The following is a 22117-nucleotide window of genomic DNA, read 5'->3' on the forward strand; positions in this document are numbered from 1 at the left end:
TTGAGAGTTAAGAGTGAAGAGTGAGGAGTTAAATTTTATTCTCAACTCATAACTTATAGCTCATAAATCAGCACTCGCAGTGTCAGAGTCACAAGGTTAATTAAGAACTCCTAACTCTTAACTGATAACGCCAGAAGGGCAGCTTGGATAATATTGTCATACTGTGGTTGAGAGATATCAACTTCTTTGGCATTTTGACGATTAGTGCCTAGCAAACCAATTATATGTCCGGGCTGCATGGCTAATACTTTCCCTTCAGAATTTTTAATTCTTAATTCTGTTTCAATACCGTTTTTATAGAAACCACAAGTATATTGTCGCTGGTTGTACTCAAATGTGGTGCTTGACTGGATAGGTGGCGAAGCAAAAAATTGTTGAAGCCGAATTGGCAGTCTGACACCGATTAACTCTAGCTCGATGCTGGTGTTACCGTTAAAGTAATTTTCTCGCAGTTTGTAAGCGATATCCACTCGCAATGGTAGGTGGAAATAGTCGCCCCAACGCCAAGCGATCGCTTTGATTTTATACAACTGATTATCTATAGTTTGGGCAACTGTCAGTTTGATGTGACCCTTGCCAACAATTTTTTGCTCAACCACTTGGACATTAGGTGTCCAGAAAACTGGATCGGGGTTGTCCATACCGCAGGGATGTAGAGCATTAAGCTGTTGATAAAGCTGCTGATTGAGATGATTGAGGTTGACTTCTGCATCAATTTTGAGCAGAGGCTTGAGATGTTGGGGTTGAAGACACTGGTTAGCAAACTCAATCAAACGCGATCGCAACACTTGTAAATTCTCTGCTGGTAGAGAGAATCCCCCGGCTGCTTTGTGTCCGCCAAATTTCCCAAGTAAATCGTGACAATATTCCAAAGCTTCAAACACATGAAACTCTGGAATTGAGCGTGCAGAACCGCGTATATGTCCCTCATCTTCATAAGTCCCGATAAATACGGGAACACCGTAGCGTTCCACCAAGCGGGAGGCGACTATGCCAATAACGCCATGATGCCAATTGGGTTGAACAACAATTAATACACGGTCATCTTGTAGAGAAGCAACAAATTCTGTCTCTACATAAGCGATCGCTTCTTGTTCAATTTGCTGACACATCTCCTGGCGAGAGGCGTTGACTTGTTCGCACTGCATTGCTCTTTCCAGCGCCACTCCCATATCGTCTGTAGTCAGCAATTCAATCACAGTTTGGGGATTACCAATCCGACCAATAGCATTAATTCGCGGCCCCAAGCGAAACCCAATATCTTCAGGCTTTAACGATTTTGGATTTTGGATTTTGGATTTTGGATTAGAAATTTTCTCCTCTGCTTCCCCTGCTCCCCCTGCTCCCCTGCTCCCCTGCTCCCCCTCTCCCCTAGCCTGCACTCCACCTACCTGAATCAACGCTTGTATCCCAGCTAAGTTGGATTTGGGTAAATGCTGTAAACCACGTTTCACCCAGCGACGATTTACGCCAGTTAAGGGGGCTAAATCTGCGATCGTTCCCAGTGTAAACAGTGCTAGCATCGGCTGGATCAAGCCCTTAGTCTCTCCTAGCTGTTGTGCTAAAGAAACTGCCAAGATGTAGGCAACACCAACACCAGCAACACCCCGATAAGGTGAGGATTCGGCTATTAGTTTGGGGTTGAGGATAGCGTTAGCTGGCGGTAATTTTTGGGGGATATCATGATGATCGGTGATAATCACTGCAAGACCAAGTTCTCTAGCTCTAGCAACTGGTTCAAACGCAGAGATACCATTATCTACAGTCAGAATTAATCCCACACCTTCGCTGTGGAATTCTTCAACTATGCGTTTATTAATACCGTAGCCTTCGTGCATCCGGCTGGGGATAGCATAATCTACTTGTGCACCTAAAGTGCGGAGACTACGTAAAAGTAGAGCAGTGCTGGTCATTCCATCAGCATCGTAGTCACCACAAATAGCAATTTTTGTTTGAGAAGCGATCGCATTTTGCAACAACTCTAAACTAATCGCCAAATCTGGGAAATCTTCTAACGGCGAAGGCAAAATTAAAGACTCTGGAGCTAAAAATGCTTGTATCTGTTCTGGTGTTTCCATACCCCGATTAATCAACAACTGGCTGACAATCGGGGAAATATTTGTCAAAACCGCCAGATTTTGGGCAAATTCTGGTTTTTGTGGATAAATCTGCCAGCGCTGATTGGGTAAGCGCCTGTGAGGCTTTGATATTTCAGATACAGGTCGGTCTAGCACAATACAAGTTAGAAGTTATGAGCGTTGAATTGAAAGTTGTTTCTTAACTCATAACTAATAACATTATTTGCTGTCTAAAACACGTTTATCCTACCATCATCCATAATATATAAGGAGCGATCGCCCGGAGAGCGCAAAGTCGGACGAAGTTCGAGCCGCAATGTGCCAAAGTTAAGTTTGGAGACAATTGCTTGCAGTGATAGACCTTTTTCGCTCCAAAATATCAGAGATGTATTTGGTTCTGTACCTTCTATTTCTTCTAAATTTAATTTCTGCCCTGGACTCAAGGAAATTGCATCAGTCCCGGAGGGTTTTTGAATTTTAATCAGGTTAGGTGTGCTATTTACAACTTCAACCCGGATGTGTTGCCCTGGTGTAAACTGAATTGGGTGTGACCCACACTTAGAGGCGCAAGTTCTAGCTAAAGTATTACTGGGATTATTGATTGATGCAACTATAACGGTAGCTGTAACTAAAGCAAATGACAGAAGCTTAAACATAATACACAGTATAAGTACTAAGTTGAAATATTACTTTAAACAAGTACTATTAAGCCTCAGTATATTTTCCAAAATTACTTTGCTAATTCCCACTTATTAAATTACTAATTACTAATTATTTTTTATAAACATCTCCTCTTGCACCAATAGCGTAAATTTCGATGTCTTTGGAATCAATATCAACTGTAAAAATAATTCTGTTTTTACCTATACGTAGTCTATAAAATCCTTCCCAATCACCTTTAATCTTTTTGATATCTAGTTCTGTAAATGGAATAATGCCTTGGTCTTGGACAGCAATAAAAATTTGTTTAATTTGCTCCCGAATATTTTCAACATCTTCAGGATTGGCTTTTTCTAAAAATTTAATCGCTTTTTTGCGAAATTTTATTGCCATATTTTACCCAATCGGTCATATCAATTACTTCATCCTCAGCATCATCTGAAGGTACACCAAATTCGGCTTCAAGTTCACGTTGCTCATCATCATTTATGTAAGGAATAAGAATTTGGCAAAGGCGAAGTCTTTCTTCTTGCAGAACTTCACGCATAGTTTCTTTAATCAATGCTTTTAATTCTTGAATTTCCACTGTATACCTTTTATTCATGGTTAGATGTATATATTACCTAGTCTGAGCTTGTACTGCGGGGAAAGGTTAAAGAGCAAACAAATAATAGTCGCTCACAACTGAACTTGGCTTTTACCTTTCCCCTTATGCTGTGATGCCTCTTTAACCGAAGCGTCCACTGATATAATCTTCAGCTTCTTTGGTTTGAGGAGAAGTGAACATTTGGGCTGTAGGATTAAACTCAACTAATTTGCCGCGACGTTTGCCATGCTCGTCAATTTCTGTATTGAAGAAAGCGGTGAAATCTGCGACTCTAGAAGCTTGCTGCATATTGTGTGTCACCATGATGATGGTATATTGCTCTTTGAGTTCTAAGCAGAGTTCTTCGACTTGGCGGCTAGAAATTGGGTCGAGAGCAGAACATGGTTCATCCATTAATAATACATCTGGCTTCATCGCGATCGCACGAGCAATGCAAAGTCGTTGCTGTTGTCCGCCAGATAATGCAGTTCCCTTCTCTTTGAGTTTATCTTTGACTTCATCCCAGATAGCAGCGCGTCTCAAGGAATCTTCCACTAATTCATCAATGTTACCTTTGTAACCGTTAGCACGCGGCCCAAAGGAAATATTTTCGTAGATTGACTTGGGGAAAGGATTTGGTCTTTGAAAAACCATGCCGACTTGTCGTCTTAATTTTACAGAATTTATCTTGGGATCGTAAATGTTGCGATCGCGATAATTCAGTCTACCCTCAACCTTAGCTCCAGGGATTAAATCATTCATCCGATTGAAGCAACGCAGCAAGGTGCTTTTACCACATCCTGAAGGCCCAATAAAAGCAATAATTTGTTTATCAGGAATCTTTAGATAGACATCTAAAAGTGCCAGAAATCCTCCATAGAAGACCTTCACCCCTTCAACATTGAAGACGCTATTACCTTGGTCAATTGTGGCACTATCTGATTTACTTCTACTATTGCTATAAGTCATGAAAGCGTATCTCCAAATATCTGTGAATGTATCCAATTAGATGTTTAATTATCTAACTGATTGAAAAGCGTTGCCGGATATAAATTGCTACACCGTTTAAAGCTAAAATCAACAGCAACAACGCAATAATTGTCGCAGCTGCTGCACTAGCAAAACCCGGTTCAGGACGAGTGATGTAACTGTAAATTTGAATGGGTAATGCCATAAATCTCTGAAACAAACCAGGGTTAAAGGTGAGAAAACCGACAGCACCTACAACAATCAGAGAGGCTGCATCACCAATAGCGCGGGATACAGAAATAATCACCCCCGTCAGAATACCGGGAATAGCATAGGGTATGACATGATTGCTGATAGTTCGCCATTTTGTGACACCTAATCCGTAAGAAGCATTTCTCAACGAATCTGGGACAGCACGAATTGCTTCTCTAGCTGTCACAATAATTACTGGCAAAGACAACAAAGATAAAGTCAATGCACCAGAAATCAAAGCGGGGCCAAACCCAAGCAAATAATTGAAAACTCCTAAACCCAGCAATCCATAGACAATAGAAGGCACACCCGCCAGATTACTGATATTAATCTCAATAATCGCTGTCCACCAAGCTTTAGGTGCATACTCTTCTAGATATAAAGCTGCTCCGACACCAATGGGGACAGTCACTAAAATTACAACACATCCTAAAAGGACACTGCTGATAATCGCCGGACGAATACCACCTTGGTCAGGAAAACGAGAAGGAGTTTCCGTAAGAAAGCCCGGTGATAAAAATCTGCCTAATCCATCTCGCAAAATATCAAAAAGTAGCAATGCTAAGACAAATAAACCAATCAGCAATCCTAACAAAAAGAGTACTTCAAATACTTTCCCTAGTGTTTCTCTACTTTCAACATTATCGGTAAATTCTGCTGTAGAATTTCGAGAATTATCTGGTTGATAACTTGTAGCCATATCTATTTAGTCGTATTTTTCTTTAAAACGATTAGCAATCCAGTAACTAACAATATTCAAAGCAAGGGTAAGTAGAAATAGAACAGCACCTACAGCATATAATGTCTTGAAATTGAGGCTACCACGTGGACTATCTCCACCAGAAATTTGTGCCATGTAAGCTGTCATGGTTTCTACTGATTCCATGAAGTTAATAGTTAATCTTGGTTGTTGTCCGGCGGCGATGAGGACAGTCATTGTTTCACCCACAGCACGAGAAATACCCAAAATAATTGAGGCAATGATTCCAGAAAGTGCGGCTGGTAGAACTACTTTAAAAATAGTTTCCAGTTTAGTGATACCTAAAGCATAAGCTCCTTCTCGCAAAGAACGTGGAACTGCTCGGATAGCATCTAAGCTGATGGAACCAACTGTAGGAGTAATCATTACCCCCATCATTAATCCCGCACTCAAAGCGTTGAATATTTCCAGAGGCATAAGATTCCGCAGCAATGGTGTGAGGAACAACAGCGCAAAGTAACCATATACTACTGTGGGTATTCCTGCTAAAAGTTCTACTGCTGGACGTAAAATTGCAGCCACTTTGGGTTGGGCATATTCACTCAAATAAATAGCAGAAGATAAACCCAAAGGAATCGCAACTGCCATCGCAATAGCTGTAGTCAAGAAAGTACCATTAATCAATGGCCAAACGCCAAAATGTTTATTAGCAAATAGAGGTGTCCATTTAGTATCAAGAAAAAATTGGGCAAAAGAAACTTCTTGGAAAAAACTAAATGTCTCCTGAAAGATAATTACGACAATCCCAAAGGTAGTCAAAACCGAAACTAAAGCACAAGCAAATAAAATTGCTGCAACAATCTTTTCTGAAATATCTTCAGATGGATTTTTATCTAGTGACTGTCTGGATAGGAAATAAGGATCGTTTTGAGAATTGGTATTTTGCATAAACAATTAGGTTTTAACTACACTCAGACTACAATGACTGGGATTTTATTTAAATAAAGTTTGTGATTGGTTCACCTGGTTTTGCTTTTTTAAACTTTGTTCCAGTTTCACCAGTAGCAAATTTTTGTTTTACTTTGACATAAGCTTCATCAGGTAGTGCCACATAACCAACACTATCTACCCACTTCCAGGAATTTTCTAGATAAAAATCTACAAATTCTTTTACTGCTGGCTTAGTATCTAAGGATTTTTTACTGACATAGATGAAGAGAGGACGAGACAAAGGTGTGTAGATATTTTTAATCACATTATCTACTGGAACTGGTTTTTCACACTTTCCTGTAGGACTTTCTACAGCAACTAGATTCAGTTTTTCTTGATTTTGAATATAGTAAGATATGCCTACATAACCCAAAGCTGTTGCATCACCTGACACTCCTTGTACGAGAAGGTTTTGATTTTGAGTGGCAGTGTAGTCTGTACGGCCATTCTTGGCTTTGCCCGTCACAGCTTGAGTCATATAATCGAATGTTCCCGTATCAGAAGATGGAGCATACAACTTCAGATTTTCGTTAGGAAACTTAGGATTAACTTGATTCCATTTCAAGATTTTGCCATCTGATTTGCCTCCCCAAATCTTACCCAGTTCTTTAATAGTTAGACATTTGGCAAAGTTATTTTGGCGGTTGGCAATCACGGCGATACCATCTAAAGCTACAGGCAACTCGACAAATTTAATATTCTTACTTTGACATTTTTTGATTTCTTCATCTCTAATGGTGCGAGAAGCACCAGCAATATCAATATCACCATTACAAAATTTACTGAAACCACCACCAGTACCACTTGAGGCAACGCTTACTTTAGCTTCCGGTTTGAATTTACCGTATTCTTCGGCAACTGCTAAAGAAATCGGAAAACCTACAGCCGCACCATCAAGACTCACCTGACTTTTCTTTTCCTCACTGCTGCTACAAGCATTGATAGTGGTGGCAATAATCATTAAAAATGTGAGCATAAAGCTATTTTTAAATCTGCGATGAAAGCTCATAAATTATCAATTGAGGTAAAGTAATTGCGAATTATTTATTCTTTGCTTGGCTATCTGCTAAAACAATATACATGTCATGCTTTACTGACAGCATAAATTTTGTCAAAAATTGCCCCATTTCCAAAAAACTTGCTCTGAATAATATCCCAACCACCTAAATCTTGAGATGTGAATAAAGTTTTAATTGGCGGATGTTGTGATGCTACTTCTTGGTTAACAGAGGGGTTAACAGGACGATATTGTAATTTGGCAAATTCCCGTTGAGCTTCTGTCGAGTAAAGAAAATCAACAAATGCTTGTGCAACTTCTCTTGTACGGTGTTTATCAACGTTTTTATCAACTACCGCTATAGGATTGTCAATGGAAATATTAACTTGGGGTACAACATAAGGCAACTTTGTTCCATTTTTACCTGCCAAAATCACCTCATTTTCGTAGTTGATTAAGACATCTCCCTCACCTTTTTGGAAGAATAAATCGCTAGCCTCACGAGCATTTTTCGTTAGAATTGGGGTGTTTTTATAAACTTTGGTGACATAATCTAGCGCTTTCGCTTCATCACCACCTGTTAAAGTCACCGAACCCCAAAAAGCTAAGAATTCCCAAATCGCAATACCAGAAGTTTTTGGATTAGCTGCAATTACTTTCACGCCATCTTTTGCCAAGTCTGCCCAAGTCTGGATGCCTTTGGGGTTGCCTTCACGAGTGACGATCGCAGCAACTGATCTACTAACAATACCACTTCTCGGTGCTTTGGTTTCCCAACCTGATTTAATCAAACCTGCTTGCTGAATTTTGCTGACATCAAGGGGAAGTGCCAAGTGTACTATATCTGCTTCTTGCGAACCGGCAATGACAGCAGCCGCTTGAGCGCCAGAACCACCATAACTTTGCTCAAATGTAACGTTTTGGTTGTGTTCTTGCTTCCATTTTTCCACAAATTTGGGAATTATCTGATCATGAGCGGCTTTGGTGACAGAGAAAGATACAAGTTTTAATTTAACATCATTTTTGCTAGCTGAACTGCTTCCCGAACAGGAGGTAACTGCTATACTCAAAAAAATACTTATAAGAAACAGACTTAGAAAGCTTTGTACGCTGTGTCTATTCAACCAACTTTTAATTGCGTGTTGATATGATTGTAGGCTTTGCAAAGCTTTCATGACATAAGTCTGCATCCCCTCATTCTGGAATTTACTTAATTGTGTCGGTTGTTGCGACTTGCTCATTAGAATCACCCCTAAATCTACGGTATTTGTAGACGGATACCGTAATTATGAAAATTATAGAGTATATACAATAATATTTATCATTTGGATTAAATTTTTTTACTGAGTAAGCAATCTATCATCAAAAGTAGCAAATAAATCTGATTACCAAGGCATTTCAAAAAACGGGTTTTTCTGCAAAAAGCGAAACAATCCGGTTGCATACATAAGATTTGCTAAAAAATATGTGATGATTAATACAAAACAGTAGTAAAAACTTGGCTTTATTTAGCCTTTAAAGCTGTTTGTAAAACAAAGTAGCCGCATTAAAGCATCTTGAATATCATAATTTAGCGATCGCACTGATTACTAAATCACAATATTATTATGGGACTGATTTCAAGTAATGCACTAAACTCCAACTTCTGACACTACCGACTGTTCAATCGCCCCCAATGCTTTCAACGTCGTAATAGTCGCTGCCGTTGAATCTTAACACCAGTGATATTAATATCTTCATAGAGTCGGTGAGCTCGCAGCGTTTTCAGGCACTCACCTCTACTCACATCCCAAAGTTTAATTGTTTCGTCGAAGCTACTACTGGCTAGGGTTAGACCATCAGGATTAAAGCTAACTGACCATATCCAAGCTATGTGTCCATGCAAAACTTGTACACTGTGATCGCCATTTACATACTACAATCGCACGGTACAGTCATGACTGCTACTAGCTAGTATCTTACCATCAGGACTAAGTTTTACAGCGCTAACAAATATTGGTGTGACCTTGCAAAACTTTCATGCAAGTGCGATCATCTACATTCTACAAGCGCACAGAGTAATCATTACTACAGCTAGCTAAAGTTCTTTCTGCATAACATAAGTTAATGAAGCGTTTTGTCACATACTCGATTACTACAGGTTGTTGTGTATAATGCATAAACATTTTCTCAATTAGAGAGCGCCTATGCAAAGACACAAGAATTTCTAGTAATTCGCTTTTTGATTTTTCAGTTACTAAATCTGCTTGTAATTCCTCAAAGGAAACTGGTTTTCGATTGATTGCCAGCCAGTTCATCACGGATTGTTCTATATCTGTCAAGCGATTGAATTGCCTTTGGAAGATATCGTGAATATCATCAAAAACTAATATTTCTCGCTGCTGATATTCTACAAATTGAGAAATATTTCCTTGAAAAACTTCTAGAATTACTGTAGCTACTATTTTTAACGCTAAGGGATTACCAGCATAGTGATTAATAACTGACTCCCATTCAGATTTTGAGCCAATAAACTTACCTTTTAGCTGAAAAATCTTTTGTGCTTCTGCTATATGCAAACCTGCCAAACTTATGGAGCGAATTGGTAAGTTTTCTCCTTCTTTGGCTGCTAGGCTTTTGGGCTTTTCACGAGAAGTTAGTACTAAACAACTTTGATTAGTTGTTTCTGCAATACAGCGAAATAACTGACCATAACCTTCATATCCTTCTCGATAACTACCTTTAATATCGCCACTTTGCAATATTGATTCAACATTATCTAAAACGAGTAGACACCGATGGGTTCGCAAAGTTTCCATCAATTTTAAAATTTTCGCGTCTACCGTTTTCGGTAAATTATTTTGCTCTCCACAAATAAATTGTATCAGGTCTGCTAATGTGTCATCTATAGGTGGGGTATTGCGTAGCGATCGCCAGATGACATACTCAAACTCAGACTGGACTTGTTGTGCTAATTTGGCTGCAACAGCAGTTTTTCCTATTCCACCCATACCTAATATAGTGATTAGGCGACAGCGATCGCTCAAAATCCATTTCTCTAATTTTGCCAGTTCATCAGTGCGTCCATAGAAAGCAGAAACATCAATTGCTTCTCCCCAGTCAGTTTGATTTTGAATTTTAGATTTTGAATTTTGGATTAGGGATTCTTTAACAACCTTTTGCTTCTCAGTAACCCATCCACTCGTCTGTTCTCGCCATCTGCACTCAAGTGCTGATTTAAAGTTTGTTTTGCTAACTCCTTCACTCAAGGCTTCCGTCAGTATTTTCCACAGCTTTGGCCCGACAGTCCGCTTCAGATAGCTCACCGAGTAACTTGTGTCTTTAGCAATGTCCTCATAGGTCTTGTTTTCCCAAGAACCTTGCAGAATACCGATTTCCGCATGATTCAACCGTCTGCCAACCTTGCTAAAGACCGCTTCATCTGCCACTTCCAGACCTTTCTCAAAGTTCATAGTGTGCGATCGTGTGTATGCAGTATCAAGTTACTATCGGTACTTTACCAGAACTTTATGCGAATTTTTAAGAACTTATATGTATTGTGCGGATATAACTAGGTCTGATAGATTGAGACTCAGCTTTGTAAAATACATTTTCAGAGGTGATGGATTTATGATTCAATCAAATAAACATGAGGAATGTAAAAATAAGCTTATAGAACTGCAAGAAGATATTTCTAAAACTATTGAACAAATACCTGAAAAAATTAAAAAAATTAATTTTGTTTTGACTGATGAGGTTAAAATAGAAATTGTCAAACAGACTCTTCTATTACAACGGCTTGAAACTTTAATTTATAAAAAGCAAAAAAAGTTTTTCAAAAATAAATGTGAACATCGGATTTTACAATCAAAATTTTCTTGTATTAAGAATACACTAGATTTTCTCTGTCAGAATGATCAATATATAGAAATTGGTAATAATAATCATAAAAAACATTTAGAAATTAATAAGAATAATCATAAAAAATATATAGAAATTGCTAAAAAAATAAGACATGAAGTAGAATATTTCTTGAATCCTAGAGAATCATTTTTTATATTTGGTCATATTAAAAACTTTTTTCAACATTCTGTCCGAGACTTTTTAACACCAACAAAGGTTCTTGTTGGGCTTGCAATGGTAATTCCAATTTATAGTATTGGAATCCCATTAATTTTGACAACCGCTAGTATATTAACTATTACTCCTGAAATGATAACATATTCTATATATAGAATAGCGCGGGTAGTTACAAAAGAAGCTCCTAGTAAGGAGGTAGTAAAAATAGCAGAAAAAACAGTAACAAATAAGTTAACAGTTTTATTTAGTAATTCATCTTTGATAATTATGGTAGCTTTTGCAGGAGCGTTTGGGAGCATAGTTAGTATATTTATCAGACTTGACCAATACAAAGATACAGACTACAAAGATTCAGCAGTTCCTATTATTGTTGGTTTTGCAAAACCTTTAATTGGAACTGCATTTGGTGTTCTAGTTTTTGCAATGATTAACTCTAACATTATAAGTTTTCCAGTTTTAAAAGTAAACAACAGTTCAGCAAATCAAGTAAACAACAGTTTAGCAAATAACAAACAGCCAAGCGATCAAAATAATGATGCTAAATATTTTTTATATTTTACACTTGCATTTTTAGTTGGTTTTAGTGAACGGCTAGCTAATGATATTGTCAGGCGAGCAGAAGCAACCTTCTCACCACTACAAGACACAATTCAAGACACTGGGAAGGAATTACAAAAAGAAATCAAAGATACTGGAGAAGGAATCAAAGTAGAAGTCAAAGATACTGGAGAAAAAATCAAAAATGAATTTAAGGGAACTTTAAAGAATAGTGAAGAGTGAATTCTGCTGTACTTCGTCAAATTCTAAACAAAGTTCAATTGCTGTTCAATCGCTTCTCTAATACGCTCCATTAAATCATCTAAAGTTTGGGCTTGCGTATGACAACCAAGAAGATTTGGGACAGAAGCAACAAAGTAGCCGTCCGCATCTTGTTCGATAATTACATTAAATTCTCGCTTCATCATGAACTTCCTGAATTTTTACTATATTCTCTTATTATTGAAAGAGCGATCGCCCTTCTGAAAAAATATATAATCAGGCGAGCGCTCAGTTAAATATGAAAAAATAATTGGCATTTATCCTACTCATTAGTTGCTGCTTCTAGCCAAACTTCCACATCATCTGCTAGTAACTTTTGTGCAGCATCCATCATTGATGCTGCGATGTCTTTCAGGTCTTCGCGATTGTTCAAGTAAGTTCTTAACGCTTCCATTGGGTCGATGCTGCTACTCGCACTCAATTCAGGAATCCGGGGCCTGGCTAATTGACTGACTAATTCTGCTTGAATGGTGTAGGTATGAGCAGGACTTAAAGCATTATGTAGAGAGGAACTGTCAATTAAATCCATCTGTTCAGAGCGGAGTTTGTAAATTAGCCGCACTACAGCATCTTGAATATCATACTTGGCGATCGCTTTCATTAAAACTGCTTGCGGCTCATCTGCTTTTGAGACATCCACTTCAATGGTACGGAAAGTCCGAACTGTCAAAGGACAAAATTCCCACTCAGCCCTTCCCCGCTCCAGTTCCAGCATTACATAACCTTTGTCTTCTTTTTCTTCGCTAAAATCTACCCGCTCAATACTCCCTGGATAAATCACCGGCGGGTTGTTGGATTTATTCAGATTTTGGTGGCGGTGGACGTGTCCCAGCGCTACATAATCAAAACAAGGTCGCGTTAGCAAAGATAGGGGTAGAGTAAAGCCTTTACCTACTGCCAAAAAGCGTTCTGCACCCAAGCTAGCATTGTCAGCCATCAAGTGAGCCAAAAGGATAGTTGGCACATCGGGGTCAAGACGGCGAATTTCCCCTTCCATTACAACTCGTAGACGTTCCGTTAATAGTTGGTTCACTTCTGCCAAAGATGAACCTTCAGTTTCTTGGCGAGTCATCAGGGTGGAACGGGTTAGCCAAGGAAGGGTAATTACTTGCACTTTGCCATTGCGGGTTTCGATGCAGTGAGTAGTTAATGTATCACCGACAACAAATCCTGGTACTCCCAAAGTGCGGTAAATATTTAAACTCGCTCCTCCCTGTCCTTGGGAATGTTGGTCGTGGTTGCCTACCAACAGCACTGTTGGAATATTGGCATCCATGAGACGGCGAAATTGGCTGGCAAAAGCTTGTTGTACATAAGGTGGTGGTGTCGCATCCGGGAAAGCATCGCCACCAAATATCACCATATCAACAGCATCTGTCAGCGCTCGGTCAATACATATAGACAAAGTATTGACAAAATCCTCCAATCGTGTATTTAACCCACTCGCGGGATTAATTCGTCCGTGGGAGAAGCCGCTTCCCATGTGGATGTCGGAGAGGTGGAGGATTTTAATCATATTTGTCCTTTATTTTATGTCTACATATTAATAAAAAATAGCTATTGAGAACTGTCTAAATGTCTCAGACTTAGCAATTACGGATCAGTTGTTTGCGTGTTTTTTGATGTTTTGGTATAGGTTATTGCGCTATTATATGAAGTTTGTACAAACAATATGCACTTTCTAAGGAATTTTACTTAAAATATAAAGTATCAGAAAAAAGCTTGTTTTGATTAACTGCTAGCAATCGGAAGTCAATGAGTAACAGCATAGATCCTGTAATTCAGCAAAAAATCAAGGATTGGAGGGATAAACTTGCTGGTTCAAGTAACAGTAATCCACTACTTGACTTCCGAAAGAGCAAAAAGCCAAAAATTGAAGTTGTTACACCACCTTTAATCTTATTTAACAATCTTGTGGGAGATGAATCTGGATCAATTCCCTTCAAAGACTTGAGAACTAACCAAACAGATACTGACCTCATCAAGCTTCTCGATAAACTGCGTAGAGAAGCCAAAAAAACTATAGAAGAGAAAGGTTTCATTAGTCTGTTCCTAGTTATTGGTACTTTGACTTGGTTTGATACTGCAAACCCTAAGGAAAAAAAGGAGAAGGAAAAGTTGGTCTCTCCTCTGTTGCTGATTCCAGTAGAATTAGAAAAGAAAGGTAAAAAGCCACCAGAATATACACTATGTTGTACTGATGAGGATATTTCTATTAACTTTCTTTTAGTAAACAAGTTACGTGACGAATTTAATATCACTTTGCCTGAAGCTGAAACACTTCAAAAATTAGGCTATGAAGGATTTATAAATGCAGTGCGTAGTGCCATAGCCGAAAAGGAGAATTGGCAATTAGAAGAAACTGCTTGTATTACCTTATTTGAGTCTGTCAAAACAGCGATGATAAAAGACCTGGTACAAAATCAGGAATTGATCGCCAATCACCCGCTTCTGCAAGGGCTTGCTCTACAAGAAGCACAAGAAAATCGTAGTTATATTAAAACAATCACAGATAAAAAACTGGATACAATCAATCCTGAATTGGTATATCAAATATGTGATGCTGATTCTAGCCAGCAACTAGTAATTGAAGCTGCAAAGGCAGGACTTAGTTTTGTAGTGCAGGGGCCTCCAGGGACAGGAAAAAGCCAAACGATTGCCAACATAATTGCCGAACTAATGGGCAAAAATAAAACAGTTCTGCTAGTTGCAGAAAAGCAGACTGCCTTAGATGCCGTATACAAGACACTACGAGATTCTGAGCCTAGCCTTGAAGACTTATGTTTAAACCTACACCATAAAGGTACAACTAAAACCAAAGAGTTGGTAAAAGAATTAAATCAAACTAAAATTCGTTTGTCACAAAGAAATGAAACTGAGTCACAACAGGGAAAGCGAGATATATTCTTTCAACAATTGCGTGATTGTCGGCAAAGCCTCAATAGCTACACTGCAAGTTTACATCATAAACACCAGCCAATAAACAAATCTACTTTTGAACTTTATGGTGAATTGCTCAAACTGAAAAGAAAGTTAGATACGACACTTGAATTTAATACTTATAATCTTGAAGATTGGTCAGAACAAAGATTATTATTGCAAGCTAAAAATTTACTAAATGACCTCGGACAATTTGAGCCATTTTTTCGAGGAAGACAGAAAACTATATGGTCAAGTAGTCCCATAAGGAGATGGAATTCTGATGTTAGCAGGGACTTACGTCAGAATATTGACAACTTGCGACAAGGAATTAAACTTGCCACAAGAACTACTACTCGTTTGCGAGAGTTATTAAATATAGAACCTGCTAACACTTTATTAGCTTTAGACAAGCTTCAGCCAGCGATAGCTCATCTTATTGAAGTACCTCCACGTTTTCCAAAAAATTGGTTGCGAGGAACAATATTAAATACTTTACAACAAAATTTTGATGACCTTAAAGATGATATTGGTCAACTTCAACGTATAGGCTCAGATTTTAGTAATAAATACATCAATGAGTTTTTAAGCTGGAATTTACCAGAGCTAAGGAAATTTAAGCAACGTTTTCAGAATTATAGAGGGGTTTTTCGTCGGCTAAGATGTGGTTACTGGCATACTCGTAGAAACCTTGTTAGTCTCCAAAAAATAAAAAATCGAGTGACTGACCAAGAATTAATTAAAGATATTGATAATGCAATTCAACAACGTGAAATCTGGAATAAATTGAAAGATACTACACATCAATATCATCGAATGTTTGGTTCATTTTTTGAAGCACAAATGCCAGACTTAGATGCTATTGAGCAAGCATTGAATTGGTTGAAAAGTCTAGAAAGTCATTCACTGCCTTCAAAGGAAGTTGCAGTAGTTATTTCTTCATCCGAAAATTTGCAAGAACTTAGGACTTTATTAACAAATTTACAGACTTCACGAAACTTGATAACAGAAGGCTTTGAATTCCTCAAACAGCATTTTCACCAGGAACCAACGACAAAACCTGGTGAATTAGAAAGAAAATCTTTATATGAAGTAGAAAATTTCCTTAATAAAGCCCAACAAGAGCTAGATTGGTTCCGACAATGCTTAGACTGCGAACAGCTAGTAGAGAAACTAGAAGATATTGGAGCTAAAGATTTTTTATTAAAACTAAGAGAGTCTAATATTCAACCAATTTTTTGGTTTTTAGTTCTGGAACAAGGTATTTACAAAGACTGGTTGCGATATATTTTAGATAGTACTGAATTGCGGAATTTTAACCAAAAAAGGCATGAGCAGAAATTAGAAGAATTTTCTCAGCTTGATAATGAACAATATCAAGTAGCAATACAGCGTTTGAGACAACTCCACGCTGAACGCTGGAAAAAGTGGTTTGTACAACCAGAAGCAAGGACGCAAATACAATTACTTGAAAAACAAAACACATTAAAAAAAGGGCATAAAAAAATCCGTCAATTCATCAAAGAAGCTTCTAAACTTGTAACTACCTTAAAACCTTTTTGGCTAATGAGTCCACTTGCTGTTAGTCAATATATAGAACCGGAGGCTGTAGAGTTCGATGTAGTAATTTTCGATGAAGCTTCCCAAGTTTGTACCGAAGATGCAGTACCTTCCATTATGCGAGCAAAGCAGGTAATAGTTGTTGGTGACAATAAGCAACTACCGCCAACTTATTTCTTTAAAAGCAATGCTTCAGGTGGTGAAGATGAGGAGCAAGAAATATATGACAGCTTGCTTGATGAATCTTCAACATTCCTAGATAAAATTTGGCTGAAGTGGCACTATCGCAGTAAACACGAGAGTTTAATTGCCTTCTCAAACCAAAACTTTTATGATTCAGAGCTTTTGACTTTTCCAAATCCAGCAAAAAGTCCTAATTTAGGCGTTCATTTTGAGTACGTTCCAGATGGAATCTACATCCCCGGTGATAGTGGAAAATATAATATCCGCGAAGCACAAAAAGTAGCAGAACTGACAATACAGCATTGTCTAGAATATTGTCGAGAACATCAGGATCTTTCTGAACTTTCTTTGGGAATTATTACGTTAAATGAATCTCAAGAAGAAATGATTCGAGACAAACTACAGGAACTTAGCTCAGACTATCCAAGCATTCAAGAATTGTGTCAAGAAGACTCGCGTAATTTCTTTATTAAACCATTAGAAAGAGTTCAAGGAGACCAGCGAGAAATAATTATTTTTAGCTTTGGTTTTGGGTTTTATGAAAACAGCCAGAAGCTAATCCATAAATTTGGGCCTCTTACTAATTCAGGAGGAAGGCGACGCTTAAATGTAGCAGTAACTCGTGCAAAAAGCAAGTTTATTTTAGTAGCTTCTATTAAAGCAATAAATTTTGATTCGGATAACGAGGAAGTGAGACTGATACAAAAATATTTTGAATTTGCTGAAAAGGGTGGTGAAAAATTAGAAATCCAGTTTGATAATAATTTTTCTGAATCTGATTTTCTTTTTGAAGAGGATGTATATCAAGCTCTAACGCAGCAAGGATACAGGGTAAAAAAACGGGTAGGTTCAGCATATCCCATAGATTTAGCAGTAATAGATGAACGACGACAAGAAACAGAAGAGTTTTTGTTGGGTATTGTTTGTGATGGGACTATTTATCATAAATATCCTACAGCACGGGAGCGCGATCGCCTCCGCCACGAAATTCTGAAAGGCTTGGGTTGGAACATTTACAGAATTTGGTCTAGCGAGTGGTATTGGAATAGAGACAGTCAGATCAAGCTACTAGTAGAACACATAAAACATTTGCTGAATCAGAAATAGACAAAGGTGCTAGTGTAGTCTTTCAAGATGACATTGGCAGCATCCTGTAATTTTTTGTATGCAATCAACAGAACTTGAAGAATTATTAACAAATATTCAAAAACTGCAATCGATAATGATTGCAGTTGCTACTAATTCACAAGAGTATCGAATTCAGGATAAAGAAGAGGAGTACATAGAACTTTATCAAGAAATAACATCACAAATAGAAGACATTCAATACCAAGGATTTTCTATACAAAATCCAAACAATTTTCACTCACTATGGGACTGGTATAAGCACTGTAAATCAAAGTTAAGTAAATCTGCTTTACGAGGATGTTATATTCATAACCTTTATCAAAATGTCTGCAATCAAATTGATATTGCTTTATGCAAAGATTACATCAAAGCTACCTCACAAGAAGTCTTATATAATGAGTTAGAACCAACACAAATTGAAGAATTCAAAGTAAAAATAGAACAGCTACAAGAAATCATGATAGAGGTAGCTACTGAAAGTAATACTATTTCTTCAATTCAGTATAATGATGAAAATTACAGAAAGTTATATCAAGAAGTTTGGTTTAAAATAGAAATTTTTAGAGAAACAGGAATATCAGTCTCAAACACCAATCAGTTTCGATCGCTTTGGCAATGGTACAGTTTCTATTCAGAGCAGCTAGAGAATACAAAGGCTGCACGACGTGAATATATTTATAATCTTTATGTAAATGTTGCCAAACCGATAGAAAAAGTATTAAGACAATACCGTTCTAACTCAACTTATTCCATACAAGAATTTATTCAAGTTTTGAAGGATCGATTTAATCAGACCACTTATACCCAGGCTACTATAGATTCTACGAGCACAACCCCAGTTTTAAGCAACAACGTGCAAACATCTAATCTCAAATTAGATGAGAGATTTCAGCAACAAACATTGGAACCCGTCGCTGATTCGTTCTCTGTCCTAGCTACTCAAGCTCTTGAAAAGTCGCTGCAATTATTTGAAAATTATAGTTTAAGTTGGACAAATGAAAACGTCATGAATCCTGAAATATTTTTAGAACAGGGGGATATTGTAAATTTTGAGGATAAACTAGAAAATTTATTTGCTATTAAACTCGATAATGCAACCAATAGAAGAAGTATTTTTATTACATCTGGTGTTGATGATTCATTTATTAAAAATATAAATTTTAACAGTACTCCTGTAGAAATAACTAATATAGTAGTAGCAAAATTTAAAAATTATAAAGTTTCTAATCAACGAGTAGATTATCACCCAATGATAAATTTGTTACAGTATCTACTCAATCGAAAAATAAGTTATGAGTTGGAAGACCAAGATATAGACTTATTTACTAAATTAGTTGAACAAGGTCGGGAAAACTTCAACGCTTTAAAGGCTCGTAACACTGTTTGCAGAATCGAATCACCCAAAGGAACGGGTATTGGTACAGGAGTATTGGTAGGTAAAAATCTATTACTAACCTGCAATCACATTTTCAGCAAAACTCAAGTTACACAAGCTTGGGTACGTTTTAACTACAATGCTGACAACCGTCAGTTAAACAAAGATTTATTTGAACTAGATATGACTTTTGTCAGTTATCATAATCGCCCTGACTACGCTTTAGTCAAAATAAAAGATAATCCTCAGCAACAAAAAGCTATTTCTAGGAATGAAACATTAAATAGCGGTCAAGATATTCGTATTATCCATCATCCCCAAGGAAATCCAGTGATAATTTCCGACTTTGGGCAAATTACACAAGTAGGAGAAGATTACATTGACCATAATGTGAAAACTGATGACGGTTCCTCTGGCGCACCAATTTTTAATTGCCAATGGGAATTGATTGCAATTCATCAAGGAAATCCTGGTATAGGGCGTAACGGGACTCTAGGTTCAACGGGAGGTATTCCCATTCGTGCTATTTGGAATCAGATTTCACCGCATTTAGGTTGATGTAACAGAGGAATAATTTCATGAGCTTTTTCCAGAGTTTATCTGAAACTTTCAGCCGTGAGGCTCCAAAATATAAAACCCTTTCTCTACCGAAACATCGAGTTGATGTAGACTACGATGAAAAACCCATTGTTGCAGGTGAAGCCTATTGTCGTATCTGGCTAGTGGAGATGCGCTTGGCTAAAGATGTAGAATGGTTCAAGCAAAGATATCCGGTGGTTCATGCTGCTGTCCGCTTCAATCACGGTGGAAAATCCGTAATAATTCCCTATCTAGCTGCACCTGGACAATTAGAAAAATCAATAGCAGATAATCTGGATAAAGTCATTCAGTGTAACTATCCTTTGACATCTTTATTTCCTTTCAATGATGGATTAGTTGAGTTACAAGCAGGTTTATTTAGCATAGTTAATAATGACTCCATCGGTAAATTTATTAAGACGATGGGCAGATTTTCTGAATTGTTACCTGTGCCGCAACTTTCAAGTGTTATAAAGCTAGCAGAACCAGTATATCGGGGTATTGAAGATTTACTCGATATTGGTGAGCGTCGGTTAGAACTAGGCTACCAACAAACATTTTCTGAAGCAGATGGAGGTGGTAGTAATTCCCTGAAAGCAGGTTATTTTGCTGCAATTTTGGCGCAGGATAATAAGATAAACAGCGATAATCTTTGTATTATAAATGATAGTCTCTGTCTTGGTTCACCTGGAACAACTAAAACTTTTGAGCGTGACGGCAAACCCCTAGAAGGTTATAGTTATATGCTTTTTCGTATAGAAAAGCGCAAACAGCAAGATTGGGAGTCATTAGAAACTATAAAAGAGCTACTTACTCAAGCTCAAAATGCTATTTATTCAGGAGAATATGAGAAAGTCAAGAAATTTATTTTACCTGCTATTGAAATAGCTATTCTCCAAAGTCCTGATGTAACTAAAGCTGACCGACGCAATATGAGATTAAAAATTGAACAGGAATTGAAGGAACTTGGTTTGCAATCTACAAAAGTGCAAAAGCAATCGCTTTACTCAATTATGCAGCGACCTTTGCCACAGATTGACGCAGTAAATGAAGCTGAATTAGCTTCTTTAGAGCAGCTTTTCCAGCAAAGTGGTCAATAAACTAGCCTCTAAATTTGTTGTGTAACACTGTTATCTAACCAACCCCAGAGGCGCAGAGTAAGCAGAGAAAAAGAGAGTAGGGGGAAATTCTTCTTTTCTTCTATTCCCTACTCTCCAATCCCTACTCCCCACTTCCACTTAAATATGAATTCCACATTCTGTTTTATCACTTCCCCGCCAACGTCCGGCGCGTTCGTCTTCGCCTTCACCTACTTTGGTGGTGATGGGTTGGTCGCCTATGCTGGGATAACCTTGGTCGTGGAGGGGGTTGTAGATGACTCCATGTTCAGCCACATAAAGCCAGCTGTCTTGACGTGTCCAAGCAGCTATGGGATTTACTTTCAGCCGACCTTTACCGTCTAATTCAAATATGGGCATATTCGCACGGGTTACTGCTTGGTCACGGCGGCGTCCGGTAATCCAAGCAACGCTGTTGAGTTCGTCTAAACCCCGTAATAATGGTTCAATTTTTGTAATATCGTGGAATTGGGCAATATCCTTGTCCCAGAGTTTGTCGCCATACTTGGCTTCAAAGGCTTCGCGGGTGTCTACATCTGGAGTTTTGTAAGTTTGCAGATCCAGATTATAGATTTGTTTGGCTTTGGCTACTAATTCTAGGCTTTCAGGGAAGTGGTGCAAGGTATCGAGAAAGATTACAGGAACGGGATGCTTCAGTTCACTGTAAAGAATATGGGTAATTATCAAGTCATCCACGTTAAAGGCGCTTGTTTGCACCAGTCCCGTTGGGATATTTTCTATAGACCATGCCAGTATTTCTTTGGGAGTGGCAGTTTCAAATTGCTCATTTAATTTTTCTAAATCAAAAGCGATCGCTTGGTTTCTAGATGCCGTGGAGACTGTCATGATAATTTTCTGTTCAAATATTTTTACCTTGATTAAGATCGATCTTACTCTATTAAGACGCATATTCCGCTCGGAGATAAGGTAATTATTATGTGCGGAAATTACTACATTTTGGGGCTGGAGATTGGGGAGTGGGGGAGCAAGGGAGCAGGGGAGAAGTAGCAGTAAGTCTTTCCCCTTTGCCCCTCTGCCTCTTGTGCCCAATGCCCAATGCTCAATACTCGGTAAAAATTATTACATAAGTATAAATGAAGTATTTACTAAGAAACTTTACGGTAATTTAAGTTTTACAATACTTT

Annotated in this window: 19 protein-coding genes; 4 read left to right on the forward strand and 15 right to left on the reverse strand. The window is 37.9% G+C overall.

The features are described 5' to 3' along the window. Positions 1 to 110: 110 nt before the first annotated feature. The 12 genes from RMY63_RS14280 to RMY63_RS14330 all read right to left on the reverse strand — a co-directional run bounded on the left by RMY63_RS14280 (position 111) and on the right by RMY63_RS14330 (position 10684). Positions 111 to 2234 (reverse strand): single-stranded-DNA-specific exonuclease RecJ, encoded by a 2124-nt coding sequence (locus RMY63_RS14280; RefSeq protein WP_322729333.1) that lies wholly within the window; start codon positions 2232 to 2234, stop codon positions 111 to 113. Between the two features lie 74 nt (positions 2235 to 2308). Then, complete coding sequence (locus tag RMY63_RS14285; RefSeq protein ID WP_322729334.1) at positions 2309 to 2734, reverse strand: hypothetical protein; 426 nt, start codon at positions 2732 to 2734, stop codon at positions 2309 to 2311. Positions 2735 to 2849: 115 nt separating this feature from the next. Next, positions 2850 to 3131: a type II toxin-antitoxin system RelE family toxin gene (locus RMY63_RS14290; RefSeq protein ID WP_322729335.1), complete on the reverse strand. Its 282-nt coding sequence runs from the start codon at positions 3129 to 3131 to the stop codon at positions 2850 to 2852. Beyond that, positions 3100 to 3324, reverse strand: coding sequence for a hypothetical protein (locus RMY63_RS14295; protein ID WP_322729336.1), 225 nt, complete (start codon positions 3322 to 3324; stop codon positions 3100 to 3102). Before RMY63_RS14295 ends, RMY63_RS14290 begins: the two co-directional genes overlap by 32 nt. Before the next feature lie 141 nt (positions 3325 to 3465). Continuing rightward, positions 3466 to 4293: a phosphate ABC transporter ATP-binding protein PstB gene (gene pstB / locus RMY63_RS14300; RefSeq protein ID WP_322729337.1), complete on the reverse strand. Its 828-nt coding sequence runs from the start codon at positions 4291 to 4293 to the stop codon at positions 3466 to 3468. Positions 4294 to 4345: 52 nt separating this feature from the next. Then, positions 4346 to 5245, reverse strand: coding sequence for a phosphate ABC transporter permease PstA (pstA, locus tag RMY63_RS14305; protein ID WP_322729338.1), 900 nt, complete (start codon positions 5243 to 5245; stop codon positions 4346 to 4348). A 6-nt stretch (positions 5246 to 5251) separates the two neighbouring features. After that, positions 5252 to 6193 carry a phosphate ABC transporter permease subunit PstC gene (gene pstC / locus RMY63_RS14310; RefSeq protein WP_322729339.1) on the reverse strand — a complete coding sequence of 314 codons (942 nt, stop codon included), beginning with the start codon at positions 6191 to 6193 and terminating at the stop codon, positions 5252 to 5254. Between the two features lie 49 nt (positions 6194 to 6242). After that, positions 6243 to 7244 carry a PstS family phosphate ABC transporter substrate-binding protein gene (locus tag RMY63_RS14315; protein WP_322729340.1) on the reverse strand — a complete coding sequence of 334 codons (1002 nt, stop codon included), beginning with the start codon at positions 7242 to 7244 and terminating at the stop codon, positions 6243 to 6245. 74 nt (positions 7245 to 7318) lie between these two features. After that, positions 7319 to 8473: a sulfate ABC transporter substrate-binding protein gene (locus RMY63_RS14320; RefSeq protein ID WP_322729341.1), complete on the reverse strand. Its 1155-nt coding sequence runs from the start codon at positions 8471 to 8473 to the stop codon at positions 7319 to 7321. A 440-nt stretch (positions 8474 to 8913) separates the two neighbouring features. Further along, positions 8914 to 9117, reverse strand: coding sequence for a hypothetical protein (locus RMY63_RS14325; protein WP_322729342.1), 204 nt, complete (start codon positions 9115 to 9117; stop codon positions 8914 to 8916). A 30-nt stretch (positions 9118 to 9147) separates the two neighbouring features. Next, on the reverse strand, positions 9148 to 9228 hold the full coding sequence (locus RMY63_RS41790) for a hypothetical protein (protein ID WP_416212516.1): 81 nt from the start codon (positions 9226 to 9228) through the stop codon (positions 9148 to 9150). A 46-nt stretch (positions 9229 to 9274) separates the two neighbouring features. Continuing rightward, entirely contained in the window at positions 9275 to 10684 is a 1410-nt protein-coding gene (locus tag RMY63_RS14330; RefSeq protein WP_322729343.1) for an NB-ARC domain-containing protein, read from the reverse strand. A 157-nt stretch (positions 10685 to 10841) separates the two neighbouring features. Between RMY63_RS14330 and RMY63_RS14335 the strand changes: the two genes are divergently transcribed. Further along, positions 10842 to 12071 carry a hypothetical protein gene (locus tag RMY63_RS14335; protein WP_322729344.1) on the forward strand — a complete coding sequence of 410 codons (1230 nt, stop codon included), beginning with the start codon at positions 10842 to 10844 and terminating at the stop codon, positions 12069 to 12071. 23 nt (positions 12072 to 12094) lie between these two features. Here RMY63_RS14335 and RMY63_RS14340 read toward each other — a convergent pair whose 3' ends face one another. Next, positions 12095 to 12256: a type II toxin-antitoxin system HicB family antitoxin gene (locus RMY63_RS14340; protein WP_322729345.1), complete on the reverse strand. Its 162-nt coding sequence runs from the start codon at positions 12254 to 12256 to the stop codon at positions 12095 to 12097. A 116-nt stretch (positions 12257 to 12372) separates the two neighbouring features. After that, a complete protein-coding gene (locus RMY63_RS14345; RefSeq protein ID WP_322729346.1) occupies positions 12373 to 13626 on the reverse strand; it encodes an exonuclease SbcCD subunit D in 1254 nt (417 codons plus the stop codon). Between the two features lie 239 nt (positions 13627 to 13865). Between RMY63_RS14345 and RMY63_RS14350 the strand changes: the two genes are divergently transcribed. Genes RMY63_RS14350 through RMY63_RS14360 form a run of 3 tightly spaced genes read left to right on the forward strand, consistent with a single transcriptional unit; the run spans position 13866 to position 20954 of the window. After that, entirely contained in the window at positions 13866 to 17879 is a 4014-nt protein-coding gene (locus RMY63_RS14350) for an AAA domain-containing protein (RefSeq protein WP_322729347.1), read from the forward strand. Positions 17880 to 17937: 58 nt separating this feature from the next. Beyond that, complete coding sequence (locus RMY63_RS14355; RefSeq protein ID WP_322729348.1) at positions 17938 to 19833, forward strand: trypsin-like peptidase domain-containing protein; 1896 nt, start codon at positions 17938 to 17940, stop codon at positions 19831 to 19833. Between the two features lie 20 nt (positions 19834 to 19853). Beyond that, positions 19854 to 20954, forward strand: coding sequence for a hypothetical protein (locus tag RMY63_RS14360; RefSeq protein WP_322729349.1), 1101 nt, complete (start codon positions 19854 to 19856; stop codon positions 20952 to 20954). A 138-nt stretch (positions 20955 to 21092) separates the two neighbouring features. Here the strand turns inward: RMY63_RS14360 and cysH are convergent, their stop codons facing one another. Further along, positions 21093 to 21818 carry a phosphoadenosine phosphosulfate reductase gene (gene cysH / locus RMY63_RS14365; RefSeq protein WP_322729350.1) on the reverse strand — a complete coding sequence of 242 codons (726 nt, stop codon included), beginning with the start codon at positions 21816 to 21818 and terminating at the stop codon, positions 21093 to 21095. Positions 21819 to 22117 lie beyond the last annotated feature (299 nt).

This window comes from Nostoc sp. ChiQUE01b (assembly GCF_034531255.1).
GTDB lineage: Bacteria > Cyanobacteriota > Cyanobacteriia > Cyanobacteriales > Nostocaceae > Nostoc.

Bases quoted from the DNA above. Each gene is read 5' to 3' on its own strand.
- RMY63_RS14285 (WP_322729334.1), bottom strand. From the start codon at position 2,734: ATGTTTAAGCTTCTGTCATTTGCTTTAGTTACAGCTACCGTTATAGTT.
- RMY63_RS14290 (WP_322729335.1), bottom strand. From the start codon at position 3,131: ATGGCAATAAAATTTCGCAAAAAAGCGATTAAATTTTTAGAAAAAGCC.
- pstB (WP_322729337.1), bottom strand. From the start codon at position 4,293: ATGACTTATAGCAATAGTAGAAGTAAATCAGATAGTGCCACAATTGAC.
- pstA (WP_322729338.1), bottom strand. From the start codon at position 5,245: ATGGCTACAAGTTATCAACCAGATAATTCTCGAAATTCTACAGCAGAA.
- pstC (WP_322729339.1), bottom strand. From the start codon at position 6,193: ATGCAAAATACCAATTCTCAAAACGATCCTTATTTCCTATCCAGACAG.
- RMY63_RS14315 (WP_322729340.1), bottom strand. From the start codon at position 7,244: ATGAGCTTTCATCGCAGATTTAAAAATAGCTTTATGCTCACATTTTTA.
- RMY63_RS14320 (WP_322729341.1), bottom strand. From the start codon at position 8,473: ATGAGCAAGTCGCAACAACCGACACAATTAAGTAAATTCCAGAATGAG.
- RMY63_RS14330 (WP_322729343.1), bottom strand. From the start codon at position 10,684: ATGAACTTTGAGAAAGGTCTGGAAGTGGCAGATGAAGCGGTCTTTAGC.
- RMY63_RS14335 (WP_322729344.1), top strand. From the start codon at position 10,842: ATGATTCAATCAAATAAACATGAGGAATGTAAAAATAAGCTTATAGAA.
- RMY63_RS14340 (WP_322729345.1), bottom strand. From the start codon at position 12,256: ATGATGAAGCGAGAATTTAATGTAATTATCGAACAAGATGCGGACGGC.
- RMY63_RS14345 (WP_322729346.1), bottom strand. From the start codon at position 13,626: ATGATTAAAATCCTCCACCTCTCCGACATCCACATGGGAAGCGGCTTC.
- RMY63_RS14350 (WP_322729347.1), top strand. From the start codon at position 13,866: ATGAGTAACAGCATAGATCCTGTAATTCAGCAAAAAATCAAGGATTGG.
- RMY63_RS14355 (WP_322729348.1), top strand. From the start codon at position 17,938: ATGCAATCAACAGAACTTGAAGAATTATTAACAAATATTCAAAAACTG.
- RMY63_RS14360 (WP_322729349.1), top strand. From the start codon at position 19,854: ATGAGCTTTTTCCAGAGTTTATCTGAAACTTTCAGCCGTGAGGCTCCA.
- cysH (WP_322729350.1), bottom strand. From the start codon at position 21,818: ATGACAGTCTCCACGGCATCTAGAAACCAAGCGATCGCTTTTGATTTA.